This window comes from Pseudoalteromonas sp. SWXJZ94C (assembly GCF_015864385.1).
Classification (GTDB): Bacteria; Pseudomonadota; Gammaproteobacteria; order Enterobacterales; family Alteromonadaceae; genus Pseudoalteromonas.
Genome location: NZ_JADYXF010000038.1, coordinates 1 through 13,804, shown reverse-complemented (window position 1 = coordinate 13,804; position 13,804 = coordinate 1). Strand labels below are relative to the sequence as shown.

Here is a 13,804-nt window from a genome sequence, read left to right as displayed (position 1 = left end):
AAAAGGAACATCGTATGTCTTCGATGACATTGAATAAATTGGTAGAAAAGTTAAGTCCTGATTGCAGAAAAAGTTTAGAAGCTGCTGTCGCTATTTGTAATAGCCGAAGTCATTTTACTGTTGAGTTAGAACATTGGTTACTTGCAATGATTGAACAAAAACTTGACGACGTAAGATTAATATTCGGATCGTTCGATATAAATATTGACCAAGTGCAACAAGATTTAAATCATTCATTAGAGTCATTTAAAACAGGTAGCGAGTCATCACCTAGCTTATCACTGCACGTAACTAGCTTATTAAAGCAGTCATGGTTAAGTACAAGTATTGAATTTACTGATAACCAAATTCGCAGTGCTTACGTTATTTATACGCTAACTAAAGACGATACACTGTCTAGTTTAGTAACACGTTGTAGTAAGCTTTTTAATAAGATTGACCCAGGTCAGCTTTTACATGCGTGGCCTGAAATAGTGGCTCAGTCAGAAGAGCGTAATCACTCTGTTCAAAGTGCAGCTACACAAACTAACTTAAATTCTAAAACCCCAAGTTTAGATCAATTTACGGTTGATTTAACGGCGCAGGCACTTGAGGGTAAGATTGACCCGATTTTAGGACGTGATTTCGAAATTCGTCAAATGGTTGATATTTTAACCAGACGCCGCCAAAACAACCCAATATTAACCGGCGAAGCAGGTGTTGGTAAAACAGCGGTTGTAGAAGGCTTGGCACTTAGAATTGCGCAAAAAGATGTACCTGCTGTATTACAAAACGTAAAAATACACAGCCTTGACTTAGCTTTACTACAAGCTGGTGCGGGTATGAAAGGTGAGTTTGAAAACCGCTTAAAATCGTTAATCAACGAAGTTAAAAATGCTATCAATCCTGTTATTCTTTTTATTGATGAAGCACACACCATGATTGGTAGTGGCGGCGCAGCGGGTCAAAACGATGCAGCTAATTTATTAAAGCCAGCGCTTGCGCGCGGTGAGTTACGTACCATTGCAGCAACAACGTGGGCTGAGTATAAAAAATTCTTTGAAAAAGACGCTGCACTTACTCGTCGTTTTCAAGTTGTTAAAGTAGAAGAGCCAACACCTGAAAAAGCGGTAGCAATGTTACGTGGATTAGTTCCTGTAATGGAGCGCCATCATAAAGTATTTATTTCTGAGCAAGCGTTAGAAAGCGCAGTGCATTTATCGCATCGTTATATTACGGCAAGGCAATTACCAGACAAAGCCGTTGCTTTACTAGACACAGCTTGTGCTCGAGTAGCAATGAGCCAAGCCTCTACACCTAATACAATAGAGCAACTTGTAAATCGATTAAGTGAAATAGAAACACAAGTTTTAATGCTAAACCGTGAGCAAAAAACTGGGTTAGATCATTCTGAGCAGCTAAATGGTTTAAAAGCAGAACTTGTAGATATTGAAGAGCAGCTACTGCCGTTAAATGAGCAATTTAAAGTAGAAAAAGAAATTGTTATCGAGCTTAATAAAGCGCTTGAGTCAATAAACTCAGAGGATGACGATTCTTCTCGCGACATGCTTGAAAAGCTAAAAGAGAGCAAACAAAAATTAGCTTCTTTTGAGCATAATATGGTGCACTGGCAAGTAGATGAAGAACTTATAGCACAGGTTATTTCGGATTGGACTGGCATACCAGTAGGTAAAATGCATGAAGATGAAATTCATGGAATTTTAAACCTAGCTACACAAATGAAGCAAAGAGTAGTAGGCCAAGATCACGGACTCGACCTAATAGCTAAAGTTGTTCAAACATCTCGAGCTCAACTAGCAGATGAGAGTCGTCCAAATGGTATATTTATGCTTGCTGGTCCAAGCGGTGTAGGTAAAACAGAAACAGCCTTGTCACTTGCACAAGAAGTGTATGGTAGCGAAGAAAACGTTACTATTATTAATATGTCTGAGTTTAAAGAAGAGCATAAAGTATCATTATTACTTGGCTCTCCTCCAGGATACGTAGGTTATGGTGAAGGCGGTATATTAACCGAAGCCGTAAGAAGAAAACCATACAGCGTTGTACTTCTAGATGAAATGGAAAAAGCGCATCCAGGTGTTCAAGATATTTTTTATCAAGTGTTCGACAAAGGCACAATTAAAGACGGTGAAGGTAGAGACATCGACTTTAAAAATACCATCATTATTATGACCTCAAATGTGGGCACAGATACCACAATGAGCCTATTTGAAGATGAAGAAAGTAAGCCAAGTATAAAAGGCTTATTAAACGCATTACAAGATGATTTATTAGGTGCTTTTAAACCAGCCTTTTTAGGTCGTATAAATGTAATTCCTTATATTCCGTTAAGCGATGATATGCTTACACAAATAGCAGGGCTTCAAATAGATAAAATAATTAAACGTGTTAAAAAGCATTATAATGCTGATTTAATTTATAAAGATGATGTAATTGAATATATTATTGCTAATTGTCAAAATGCTGGCTCAGGTGCAAGAAATATACATACAATATTACAAAACAAAGTATTGCCTTTATTATCAGAAGTTTTATTATCTAGCATGGTAGATGGTAATGAAATTAATAGTATATCTTTGTTTATTAAAGATAATGAATTTGAACTAGCGCTTAATTAAAATAAAATAAAGCGTTAGTTAAAGCTGAACTAAAACTGAATTAATAACTAATTGAAGTTAATTTAAAATAAGTGACTAATAAGGTTGTTTCTTTAGTTTTAGCGCATTATAATTTTGGTGTCTTAGGTCACTACATGGAATTTTTGAGACATTGTCTTCATCTAGGGAAAGGAATCTGAAGGCCTTTTCATTGCTGTTATAAAGATAATGATTTCAAAGGAAATTTGGGAAACCAAAGTAAATAATCCAATATAAATGGATAACATAAGTTTAATTAAAAGGAGCATTATCAAATGCAAGCAAATACATATTTAAAATACGGTAAAATCGAAGGTGAAACTACTGCAGCTGGTTTTGAAAAAACAATTACAGTACTATCTCTTGATTTTAACGTAAGTCGCGAAATCAGTTCATACACTGGTACAGCTTTTGACCGTGAGTCTAGTTCTGCACGTCTTGGCGACCTTACTATTACTAAACTTCAGGACAATGCATCTACGTATTTGTTTGAAGAAGCAACAATCGGTAAAGGTCAACCAGCTGTATTTCAAATCACTAAGCAAGGTGATGTGATTGAAGAAATCGTAAACATCACACTTACAGATGCGATGATTTCTAGCTACTCTGTTTCAGTTCAAGGCGATCGTCCAATTGAAACGATCACTATTAGCTATACAGAAATGTTAATGGCTGTGACTCCAACAGATGACAAAAACTCGACTCAAGCTACACTTCGTTATGGTTATAGTGGTGCTACTGGTAAAAAAATGTAATATATTTTACCTATTAATAGCTCTGAGCTTTGCTCAGAGCTTTTTTTGATCTTTAAGACGGGAAAAGCAAGGAATGCAAAAGGCAACGCAAGATAAAAACGTAATACAAATTAGTACTCCTGCAGGTAAAGATGCCCTTTACTTAACTCGTTTTGTTGCTCAAGAAGCAATGTCAGACTTATTTGTAATGTCTGCCAATATGTATGCTATTGGAGTGCAAATAGCACATGAAGATTTAGTCGGTAAACCGGTTACAGTAAAAGTTAAAAATGCCGATGGAGGAGGGGAGCGTTACTATCACGGTATAGTAAGTCATCTTGTTTCTAAAGGTAGTCGCACAGCCGACGTAGATGAGCAAAAAAATTACATAGATTACCAAGCAACCATAGTACCTCACGCTGCTTCTATGCGTAATCGTAAAAACAGTCGTATATTTCAAAAGAAAACAATTAAAGAAATTTTTGCCGATTTATTTGGTCAGCATAATGTTGCCTTTACAGATAAAACTAGCAAAACTTATCCTAAGTATGAATATTGTGTTCAATACCAAGAGTCAGACTTCGACTTTATTCAGCGTTTATTGCAACACGAAGGTATTTTTTACTTTTTTGAACATTCAAACAGTAACCACACGCTTATCCTTGCTGATGATATAACCGCCTACGAAGAATGTGGTGAAGCAAACGTTGTTTACTCTACAGGTCATTTAAGTAAATCGCATATTTCACGCTGGCAAGGTGGTTTAAGTATTGCGCCAGGTAGCTTTAAACGTATAGGGTACGATTTTAAACAACCATCACGCTACCCAGACGGTGAGCAGGCAAACCCAGAGTTACCAACTCAATCGGTAGCCGAAATATTTGAATACACAGGTGAAGCCGAATGCCATCCTCGCGCACCTGCAATAGCTTCTATGCAATTAGAAGCACTACAAAGAGACATGAAGCTATCAAGCGGTCAAAGTGATTGTCGCTCTTTTACCGTTGGTAAATTATTTAGCTTTGAAAAACATGAAGACCCAAGGCTAATAGGTAAAACATTTGCTATTACGTCTATGATGACTTCTATCACTATACCTAATCAATCAGGTGCTAGGCAGTCATCTGCAAATGAAGTATATACAAACCACTTTGAATGCGTACCAAAAGATATCCCATACAGAGCACAAATTAATAAGAAAAAGCCTGTAATAAATGGTGTTCAAACAGCAATAGTAACGGGCGACAGTGCCGACGAAATAATGATTGACCAATTTGGTCGCGTTAAAGTGCACTTTGATTGGGATCGTGACGGACAAAGAGACTCTACAAGTTCGTGTTGGATACGTGTTGCTCAAAACTGGGCAGGTAAAAAGTGGGGCGCGTTTTTCTTCCCTCGCGTAGGTCAAGAAGTGCTTGTTGACTTTATAAACGGCGATCCAGATCAGCCAATTATAAGTGGCGCAATATATAACGCCGACTTAATGCCTCCATACGCATTGCCAGCCGAAAAAACCCAAAGTGGTATTAAAACACGCTCTACAAAAGAGGGTGGAGCCGACAACTTTAACGAACTGCGTTTTGAAGATAAAAAAGGCAGTGAACTTGTTTACATGCAAGCCGAAAAAGATAAACAGCTGTATGTTAAAAACGATCAAAATGAAAAAGTAGACAACGATCGTAATGTCGAAATTGGTAATGACGATACTTTAAAAGTGACGGGTAATCGTTTATCTGAAATAGAGAAAAACGATACTTTAAATGTCGGAAAAACGTTAAATATAGAAGCGGGCGATGAAATTGTTATTAAAACTGGCTCAGCACAAATTAAAATGACCAGTAACGGTAATATCGTTATCGAAGGCACTAATATAGATATTAGAGGCAGTAATGTTAAAGTTGATGGCAGTGCCATAACATTAACTGCTGGTCTAATTAAGTTAAATTAGTAAAATTATGGAAATAATAAACAGCTTTCAATCAGGTTTACGAAACGGCATATCTAACAACGGTCACGTTGTATATTGTCGTTACGGTTTACCACATTTAATATGTTTACCTATAAATAAGCCTGACGATCCATTGCTAAACCCTTCATTAAGCCATTTAAAGGCAATGGAAGGTTATTATGCTCAGCAGTTTTTTGTATATTTGCATAAATCTTTAAATAGCGAAGATGCCGTGTCGGGGTTGTATCAATATGCAATGCAAAGCCCGGTCGCATTATCTGACTACACAAAAGATGAATTAATTGAAGAACTGTCGTTTTTAGTTGCGCACAACAAACTATTAGTTATTCCTCTTTACGAATAGTTTGTTTGTAAAATATAAGTTAGACAAGGAGTCTATATGGGTAAGCCCGCTGCTACACTTGGTCACATGCACATTTGTCCTAAATTTACAGGCACGGTTCCTCATGTGGGAGGACCTATTGTTTTGGGTTCAACAAATGTTTTAATAGGCAATATGCCAGCTGCTCGCAAAGGCGACATGATGGTATGCATAGGCCCGCCAGATAGCATTAAAACCGGCTCAGGTTCTGTTAAAATTAATGGTAAGCCAGCAGCAAGAATGGGTGACAGCAGCTCCCATGGTGGAGTAATTGTTATTGGCAATCCAACCGTATTAATAGGCGGCTAACTTTGCTCTCTTTGTATGTAAGTAATTACCAAGCTCAATTACTGACTATTAGTGACGCTCAACTATGCCCGTTTACTTCTGTAGGCCATTTAAAAACGCTAAAAAAAAGATTATTAGAGCAATGCTGGTTAAATGCTAAAAATAATAAACTAAACCAAACATTTACAGCTCCAGATCTAAATTTACTTATTACGTTTCAACAAAACGAAAATACCCCTGATGTAATTGCACAAGCATGTATAGAGGTAATGGCTAATTTACCTCAAAATATAAACATCACATTTATTAATAACATATTAAACGAACCCCAATTGCAGCAAGTTGCCAAACTAATAATAAGCAAAGTACTGCTACAGCAGCATAGCTATAATCTTATTGCTTTAATTGATATAAATACCTTATTTTTTGCCTACACAAATCAAACTGATTATTCAGATGAAGTGCTTGCACTAATTAAACATATTTTAGTGGTTGCAACAGACTCAACTCCATCAAATTTAATAAATGTGTTTAATAACCTGTGCGAAAATGGGCTTGTTAATTCACCGTTAATGTCACTTTTTTTACTATCACTTAGTTCTGAACAAGTTAACACGGTAAGTAACCATGCAAGTAATACATTATCAATCGACCATACGCTGCAAGTGCTACTACAAAGTGGTTTTGTAAAGCTAGTGCCACTAGCCAATACTGCGCTTCATAAAGTAGAGCAACCAAAAAAAATAATAGCGTTAATTAAGCGCATACTTGGCGATAAATTAGATTTACTTGTTAACTACGAAACGCAAATACAAGCGTGGAATGAAGATGAGCAAGGTTATACCGATTTTCAGCAGCAGTTACAGCTTAACTGGCCTAAACAAGAAGCCAAGCTATCGTCGTTAAGGTTAATGGCAGGCTACGCATTAAACGAGCAGCTTAACGCAATACAAATGACCGCAATGGATAGCTATAGCCAAGCCGTGTTTAACTTATACAAATACTATCAGTATATTGCGGCTAAAAAAGCAAACACAGAGGCATTGATATGAGTGCTTTTGATGTGCAAGTAGATTATTTTTCGACACCTAGCGCAAATAACGTAGACGAGTTTTTATATGGTGACCCATTACCGGCTTTAACACATGTTGAGTGGAAGTCGTGGGATGTATGCATATACGACTGCATAGTAAAATCAAAAGAATTAATGGCTAAAGTAGATGACACAAAATCACCTTTAGTGTGGTTATTGCCCGCTCTTTCGTATCAAGATGAGTTAAAGCAATTACTACAAAGCAGTTTAAAGCAGCTATATCCACAACAGGCAACACATTTATTATTTTATGGCTCAAGCAGTGCTCATGCATTAATTGATTTAGCTAAAAAAAATGAATGGGAAAAAGTAACGGTAATTGCCATTGATGCAACCTACAAAGCAAACGCACAAACGCAATACGGTTATCAAGGCGTAGGTGGGTTACTTGCTACGTTACAGGTAAAGAGTTATGGATGGTCGCAAACAAGTTTTGAGCTTGCGCCTTCAATCGATTTTGAAAAGCACAATCAATTAGATGGCATGTTTTTACGATTAGTAGAACAAACTAAAAAGCCTGTAGACATTATTTTTGCGCCAGGAAATGGCATTAATCACAACAGTGATGTATGGCTAAATAGTTTACAGTTGCTCAGCCCTTTAATAAACGAGCACACACATTATGAGTTACCTAATTATAAACTAGGCAACATTGGCGCACTTGAAGGGCTAGTCAATTTATACCAATTAACCACAAGCCCCGCTATTGTCAATCATTGCGAACATGCGCTAATGATCTCACAAGAGCAATTAAAACATCAAAGCGCATCAGAATACTTATGGATAAGTGAGGAAGTACACAACTAATGCAAAGTTTTACAGTTGTTATAAAAGGACAAAGTTATTCTATTTGCTTAATTGCAGGCGAAGACAAAGCTCCCTCTGGTTATACTCAAGTATCAGTAGATACGTATGAAAGAGCCGACAAACAAATTACAGAAATTGGCTCTACGTTATCGGCTGATGTTTCTGCTCGCCTTGAAATAATAAATTTATTAAACAGTGTTGGCATTCTTTGCCCTCAAAATGCAAGTTCGCGAGAGACTGCCGATGCAATAATTAAAGGCTTAGTTGCCGGCACTTTAAGCTGTTACCACGAAAATGAAAAACCGTCTCTTCAAACCAGCCAGCTAACTAAAAACACAGATAGAGACGAAACGCAAAATAACAAAAAAACAGACTCCGCATCAGGTAAAAAAGCAACACAAGCAACGGCTAATAACGGTGGCAGTGCAACCGACGCAACCCCAAGCGAAGAGTCTATAGAAAATCAAGAATGTCGATCAGATCCGGTTTCAATGCTCTCGGGTGAAGAAATCCTCCCTCTATTTGACTTTACGTTAGCCGGCAGTAGGCAGTTAAAATGGCGTCGTTTATATCGCTCATCGCATGCAGACAACAACAGTATTATGGGCAATGGTTGGCGCCACGACTTTATGGTGCGCCTAACAGAGCATTACCTACCACCGCCAAAGGTAGGGCCAAAACAAAAAGGCACCTACTGGTTAGAATACCAAGATGAGCACGGAGCTAAACACCGCTTTGCAAAGGTAAAGCCAGGGCAATCTAGTCATCAATTAAGTAGTAACCTTACACTGCATTACCAAACAAATGGTAAACAGGTACTTATAACGCCAGACGATCAACACCTTACGTTTAAGCCTGGTAATAGTGCATGGCTACTTGAAAAAATAATTAACGAAAAAGGGCAAAGCTTTCGTTTTTATTACGATGCAAAAGAGCGCCTTAACCGCGTAGAGCTTAACAAAGTGCGTGGCTGTATTATAAGCTACAACACCCAGGGCTTATTAAGTAAAATTGCGGCGTACCACACTGATAAAAATAATAAACAACACCTAATATACCCGGTGCTGGCAAGTTATAAATACGACGAAAACAAAAACCTTGTTCAAGCAACTAATCAGCAAAACGAGACTGAACACTACGCCTATAACGCCGCTAACTTATTAATTAAGCGTACCCGCGCAAGCGGCTTTAGCCATCATTTTGAGTGGGATAGCTACTCGGCTAATGCAAAGTGTATAAAGCAGTGGGGCGATAACAACACCTACACTTACCAGTTTGAATATAATACCGAGTGCGGTGAAACAACCTGCATAGATTCACGCGGGCACAAAGAGCACTTTGTGCACAACGCACAAGGTAAGCTAGTTAAGCACACCGATCCTAACGGCAACGTATGGCAATATACCTACAACGCACAAGGGCAAAAGCTATCTGAGATAAGACCAGATAACAGTACATTACGTTTTAGTTATACAGCGCTTGGGCGGTTAGAGTCGGTAACTCGACCTGATGGTACTCTTACTAAGTATGCATATAATAGTTTAGGGCAGCGTGTTTTAACTATATTGCCTGATGGGCAAACTATTACGCGTAAATACAGCGTATCGGGTTTACTACAAAGCGAAACATTTGGCGATAACCGCACGGCACTTTATGCTTACGATAAACTAGGTCAGCTTACTCAACATGTAAATGAAAGCGGTAACGTTACAAAATTTGTATGGAACGAGCAAGGTGAGCTATTAGCAAAACATTATAACAATGAGCTTATTCGCTACAGTTACGATACTCTAGGGCGCGTAAACGCCACGCTAAATCAGGCCGGACTGCTTGTACAGTACAAGTACAACGAGCACGGTCAGTTAATTAAAAACATCGCTTTTGACCAAAAAGATCCTGAAAATAAGCAATACCATAATTACAAATACGATAATGCGGGCAGGCTCATTAGCGTGCAAGACAGCAAAGGCGACACCACAGAGCAACACTTTGAAGGGCTAAGCCAACCTCATTGTATTGTGCAGCCCGATGGCAGTGCGCTGCATTTAACCTACGACAAAGAGCGTAATTTAACCGCCATTGAGCGCAGTGACGGACATGTATACCGCATAAGTTATGATGCTAACGAAAACCCAACCCAAATAACGGGCTTTGACGGCAACGTAGAGCATTATAAATACGATGCCTGTAGTCGTTTAGTATCGGTAACACAAAGCAATAAGCGTAAAGTTAAAATAGAACGAGACAAACTCGGTCGTGTTATTGCGCAGCATGCAAGCCTTGCAACCGACACTCACATAGTAAATAATAGCAATTACTACAGCTATACGTTACAGGGCAAAATTGCCCGTGCGCACAACGGCCAATCAACATTAAAGCAAGGGTTTGATAAAGGCGGTAGGTTATTAAGTGCTGAGCAAATACATAACCAACAACAAGCGTATACACTTAACTACAGCTACGACAAATACGGCAGAAGGCATACACTCACCCTGCCAGATTCAACCATGCTTAAATACAGCTACAATAAATTTGGTCAGCTAAGCGGTATTAACTTACTCCAAGGTAACAGCAAAGCGAATGAGTCCGTTAGCGCAGCAAAGCAGCTCGTAACTTTAAACTACGACAGCCAAGGCAATATTAAAACGCAGCAGTTTGGTAATAATGTTACGCTTACTCAACAGTTTGATGCCTTTAGCCGCCTAACGCAGCAACAACTAACGCACCCTGCTCAAGCTCTGTTTGATACCTGTACGTACAAGTACGACAGCGTAAACCAGCTTGTAGCACGTAAAGACGAAGGCGTAACCAGCCACAACATTAACTTTGAATACAACAGCCTTGGGCAGCTAATACAACAAACGCTGGCAGACTCAAGTGCTGATACAACCACGCAATATAAGTGGGATAGCTTTGGTAACCCTCAAACTCAAACTGTGCAATCAAGCGCAATCGAAGGGACTAGCGATACAAAAGCGAGTAATGCAGTAAGCAGTGAGCACAGCACAGCACCTCACAGCACAGCAAGTGAAGCTGCAAATAACAACGATATTGATGCAAGACCTTCTGTTGATTTAACGCGCGCCACGCATAACGAATACAGCGATTTAGCGCCAAATAGTAATAAAGCTGACATTGAAACAAATAGCTTTAATGCACACAATACTATTAAAAACAGCGCCACCGACGCCGACCGTTTAACGCAATTTGGCGATAGCGACTTTGATTACGACGAATTGGGTAACCAAATTCGCGAAACTGGCAAAGGCATAAAAACCCTTCGTGAATACAATGCATTTAACCAATTAAGCTGTTTTAATAATAACGGCACGCTCACCCAATACGATTACGACCCATTAGGCCGACGTATAGCCAAGCACACCGAGCACGGTAAAATTGACTACATTTGGGATGTTAACCAATTAATCGGCGAATGCCACAACGGGCAATATACGTGGTATATCAACTTACCAAATCAATTTCATCCATTAGCGCTTATCAAAAAAGGTGAGGTGTATTACTACCACTTAGACCAGCTTAACACGCCGCGTTTTGTTACCAACAGCAGCGCACAAGTCGTGTGGGAAAACCAAGCCGATGCATATGGTTATGAAGAGTCAAAACTAGACGCTGAATCTACTGTAAATAATACCTTTACTCAGCCAATTCGTTTTCAAGGGCAGTATTTAGACGAGGAAAGCGGCTTACATTATAACCGCCATCGCTATTATAGCCCTAAACAACAACGCTTTATAAACCAAGACCCTGTTGGTTTAGTGGGCGGCATAAACCATTACCAATATGCGCCAAATCCGGTTAACTGGGTAGACCCATTTGGGTTGTTGTGCGAGGAAGGGCAAAGAAAGTTAAAAGAAATACTGGCCGCAGAAGAGCATGGCTTATCAGAGAGTGAGCAAGCAGAGCTATTTAATTTACTAAAAGGTGATGATAACGACCTTAACTCGGCAACCCTTAAAGTTAGAGCTCACAACCCAACTGATAAAAAAAGTTACTCACCAAGTCGACATTTTAACGAAGCCAGTGTAAACGTTAATACCAATGAAATAACATGGAGCCGAAAAGATATAGTTCAAACACTTACTATGCCTATAGCTGATGTTATTGCAGGTTGGAAAAATGGTCGTGGAGATGAAACCGACTCAAATTCGCTAGTCATCAACCTTGATGTAGAAGTTAATTCGAGGGATTACAGTGGTGAAGAATTCGAGTTCCCACATGATGACGAGACAGAAGAAAAGTTAAAAGAGCATCGGGCTAAGCGTGTTGAATGTATCGAGGAACGTGAGAAGTATGACAAGGTAAAAGATAAAGATGAATGGAATAAAATAAACAGTGGTGAAGATGGCGTTAACTCACAATCAGCCAAAATAGGTGAAGTTGCTGCTTTTTACGCTGTTACTAACAGTGCTAAGTTTAATAATGCAAAACTAATTTACCCTGGGGATAGCCTAGAAGATCTACTAGCAGCTGGCTCACAACCGGGCGATTTTGATTTAGTTTTTGAAGACGATGATGGAAACTTAATTATAATTGAGGCCAAAGGTGGTTCAGCTGAATTAGGTTATAAAAAAGGCGCTCCTGGGGTTGTTGACCAACAAGGCACGATAGAATACAGAGACAGCACTATTGAGCAGATGGCTAAGAAAAACATGCCAAAGGGCACCACAGAAGAGCAAGAAGATGCAGTATGGGAAAAATTACAAAATAACGAGCCAATAGACGATCCCGAAGAGAGAAAAATAGCCAACGTATTTAAACAACGTGAAGTTGGGAAAAAACTACGAAGAGCAAAGAATAACGAAACTGAAGATGGAAGTAATCTTCAGTATTGGCATGCAAGCACTAAGTTGAACCCTGACTCAAGTATTAAAAACGATTCAACCACTATGCAGCAATTTGATAACAGAATAAAAACCAGTAAAGAAGGTGAGTCTAATGATAAACATAGAGCGTGAGTATAAACCTATAAGTATAAAAAGAAATATTGAACGTTTTGAAGAAGCGTATAATGAAGTGATTGAAGATTTACCAATCAAAAAAGAAAATTTAATTTACTTAATGGGAGATGCAACCACAATTTGCCAGTGGTGGTCGTATGATTTAACCGAAGAAAACAAGCAAAAATCCATAAAAGCATTAAAAATAGTCGCAAAAGCGGGTGAGGCTATTTTTAGGCTAGGTCGGGAGCCTGAAAAAGAGCAGCGTATCGTGATTGACGACATATTAGACGCTACTTATGATGGTTTGGGTCTATTAGAAAATGGGCGATTACATGCGATGCGTTGGCAAGAGGCCTACTTTGCTGCGGCGATCGTTCGTGACCATGATTCAATGGACAGCTTGGTAAAGTTTCCTGTGTCATTAATGCGAAAATGTTCATCTAAAAATCCTGAAGCAGAGTATTTATTAACTGAGTTAATACAGTGTATTCATCGTCGAGAATCAGGACCAAAAGGTATAGAAATCCTTACTAAGTTGATGGATGAAGTGATTGAAGGCGGTAAAAAAGAGCCGTGGGTTGCATACGGTACTGGCGCAAAATCAGATTTTATTATCTCGTTTACCACAAAGTCAGAAGCAACTCCAAGTGAGGCATTAGCAAGTGCGCTAACCGAAAATTGGAAATACCATGAGCGTCATTGTGACCATGAGTACCAACAACCTGATTTTTACATGCCAATTAATTTGCTTGGTTTAGCATGTATGGCAAAAGACCTTGGTAAAGAAATAAACGTGCAATCAGACTTTATTCCGCAATTTTATATTGATGGCGATTATTTATAAATAATCGTAACGTTATTTTTTACTTACTAATGTAGAGCCAATGGGGTCAAATCTTGACTTCATACATCTACTTTCATTATGTTGAATTTAGAAAAAACAAAGAAAATAACA

Annotated in this window: 9 protein-coding genes; all 9 read left to right on the top strand. The window is 38.7% G+C overall.

Annotated elements, in window-relative coordinates; all coding sequences use genetic code 11:
* The first annotated feature begins 14 nt into the window (after positions 1–14).
* The 9 genes from tssH to I6F65_RS15715 all read left to right on the top strand — a co-directional run bounded on the left by tssH (position 15) and on the right by I6F65_RS15715 (position 13,693).
* Complete coding sequence (gene tssH, locus I6F65_RS15755) at positions 15–2,618, top strand: type VI secretion system ATPase TssH (protein WP_197113794.1); 2,604 nt, start codon at positions 15–17, stop codon at positions 2,616–2,618.
* Positions 2,619–2,911: 293 nt separating this feature from the next.
* Complete coding sequence (locus I6F65_RS15750; RefSeq protein WP_166112847.1) at positions 2,912–3,391, top strand: type VI secretion system tube protein Hcp; 480 nt, start codon at positions 2,912–2,914, stop codon at positions 3,389–3,391.
* Between the two features lie 73 nt (positions 3,392–3,464).
* Complete coding sequence (gene tssI, locus I6F65_RS15745) at positions 3,465–5,318, top strand: type VI secretion system tip protein TssI/VgrG (RefSeq protein WP_166112844.1); 1,854 nt, start codon at positions 3,465–3,467, stop codon at positions 5,316–5,318.
* Between the two features lie 7 nt (positions 5,319–5,325).
* Entirely contained in the window at positions 5,326–5,682 is a 357-nt protein-coding gene (locus I6F65_RS15740; protein WP_197113792.1) for a hypothetical protein, read from the top strand.
* A 36-nt stretch (positions 5,683–5,718) separates the two neighbouring features.
* The gene (locus I6F65_RS15735) at positions 5,719–6,009 is read left to right on the top strand and encodes a PAAR domain-containing protein (protein ID WP_197113790.1); all 291 of its coding nucleotides are present in this window, start codon (positions 5,719–5,721) and stop codon (positions 6,007–6,009) included.
* 2 nt (positions 6,010–6,011) lie between these two features.
* Positions 6,012–7,040, top strand: coding sequence for a hypothetical protein (locus tag I6F65_RS15730; protein ID WP_197113788.1), 1,029 nt, complete (start codon positions 6,012–6,014; stop codon positions 7,038–7,040).
* Positions 7,037–7,888: a hypothetical protein gene (locus I6F65_RS15725; protein WP_197113785.1), complete on the top strand. Its 852-nt coding sequence runs from the start codon at positions 7,037–7,039 to the stop codon at positions 7,886–7,888. Before I6F65_RS15730 ends, I6F65_RS15725 begins: the two co-directional genes overlap by 4 nt.
* The gene (locus I6F65_RS15720) at positions 7,888–12,864 is read left to right on the top strand and encodes an RHS repeat-associated core domain-containing protein (protein ID WP_197113782.1); all 4,977 of its coding nucleotides are present in this window, start codon (positions 7,888–7,890) and stop codon (positions 12,862–12,864) included. Before I6F65_RS15725 ends, I6F65_RS15720 begins: the two co-directional genes overlap by 1 nt.
* Positions 12,845–13,693, top strand: coding sequence for an immunity 49 family protein (locus I6F65_RS15715; RefSeq protein WP_197113779.1), 849 nt, complete (start codon positions 12,845–12,847; stop codon positions 13,691–13,693). The genes I6F65_RS15720 and I6F65_RS15715 overlap by 20 nt, the downstream gene beginning before the upstream one ends.
* Positions 13,694–13,804 lie beyond the last annotated feature (111 nt).

Bases quoted from the DNA above. Each gene is read 5' to 3' on its own strand.
- tssH (WP_197113794.1), top strand. From the start codon at position 15: ATGTCTTCGATGACATTGAATAAATTGGTAGAAAAGTTAAGTCCTGAT.
- tssI (WP_166112844.1), top strand. From the start codon at position 3,465: ATGCAAAAGGCAACGCAAGATAAAAACGTAATACAAATTAGTACTCCT.
- I6F65_RS15725 (WP_197113785.1), top strand. From the start codon at position 7,037: ATGAGTGCTTTTGATGTGCAAGTAGATTATTTTTCGACACCTAGCGCA.
- I6F65_RS15750 (WP_166112847.1), top strand. From the start codon at position 2,912: ATGCAAGCAAATACATATTTAAAATACGGTAAAATCGAAGGTGAAACT.
- I6F65_RS15735 (WP_197113790.1), top strand. From the start codon at position 5,719: ATGGGTAAGCCCGCTGCTACACTTGGTCACATGCACATTTGTCCTAAA.
- I6F65_RS15740 (WP_197113792.1), top strand. From the start codon at position 5,326: ATGGAAATAATAAACAGCTTTCAATCAGGTTTACGAAACGGCATATCT.
- I6F65_RS15715 (WP_197113779.1), top strand. From the start codon at position 12,845: ATGATAAACATAGAGCGTGAGTATAAACCTATAAGTATAAAAAGAAAT.
- I6F65_RS15720 (WP_197113782.1), top strand. From the start codon at position 7,888: ATGCAAAGTTTTACAGTTGTTATAAAAGGACAAAGTTATTCTATTTGC.